Genomic DNA, 795 nt, shown 5'->3' with positions numbered 1-795 from the left:
ACCATCATGCGCCCCGACAGCTCGCTGACGATCAAGTCGGCGCGTTCCACGATCCAGGCGCGTATGAGCGATGCGGCCGGTATGATCTGCGACGGCGAGCGGGTAAGCCAAGCCCTCGCAGAAGCTCGAAGCCTCAATGTAAGCATTCGGGCAAATGGCATTGGGTACAAACGACCTGCCGAGGCGGTGCGGTCAATACAATGGCGGCAAATGGCGCTAGCTTCCGAAGCGGTGCTTACCGCTTTGGACCATTACATTGGCCAAGGCGGAGGGAGCCGCGGTTCCCGCGCAATATGCGATCGAGAAGGTGAATCGCTTCCGCTCGCAAGGACAGGCCCGCTGGAAGACTATCGCTTCCGGAGGGAGCGCAACGCCCAGCGGAGTGAACAGATCATCGTCCGATTGGATGGCGTGGAAATGGTGGTTTCAACACGTCCAAACCGTTCATTCGACGAGAGTGCTGGGTCGTTCTTCGAACGCGATTGGCCAGATTGGCTGACCGGCCGGATCTTTGATCTCGGTTCTGATTAAGAAGATGCCTAGTCGCGGTGCACGTGATCTCGTCAACATCCGCATGGAATATCTGGAACTGAGGGAACCCGAGGCCTAAACGCGAGCCGAAGGGCGACCCGAGACAGACAATGAGGTGTGGTATGGGTGGTGGAGAGGTTGACATCGTTTGCATGGGTGAACCCCTGTTCGAGTTCGCGTGGCGGCGGGACGGAACGATCAAGCCGGGCATTGGCGGCGATGTGTCGAATTGCGCGGTCGCCGCGGCCAGATCCGGCGCGAAAA

At 59.2% G+C, this 795-nt stretch carries 1 pseudogene; it reads left to right on the top strand.

Features of this window, described 5'->3' with window-relative positions:
• Nucleotides 1–531: pseudogene (locus EH240_RS37170) on the top strand (oxidoreductase); the annotation flags it as partial.
• Nucleotides 532–795 lie beyond the last annotated feature (264 nt).

The sequence above is a fragment of the Mesorhizobium tamadayense genome (genome assembly GCF_003863365.1).
GTDB classification, from domain to species: domain Bacteria; phylum Pseudomonadota; class Alphaproteobacteria; order Rhizobiales; family Rhizobiaceae; genus Mesorhizobium; species Mesorhizobium tamadayense.
The sequence above is the reverse complement of the archived record's forward strand: the minus strand, read 5'-3'. Positions and strand labels throughout refer to the sequence as shown.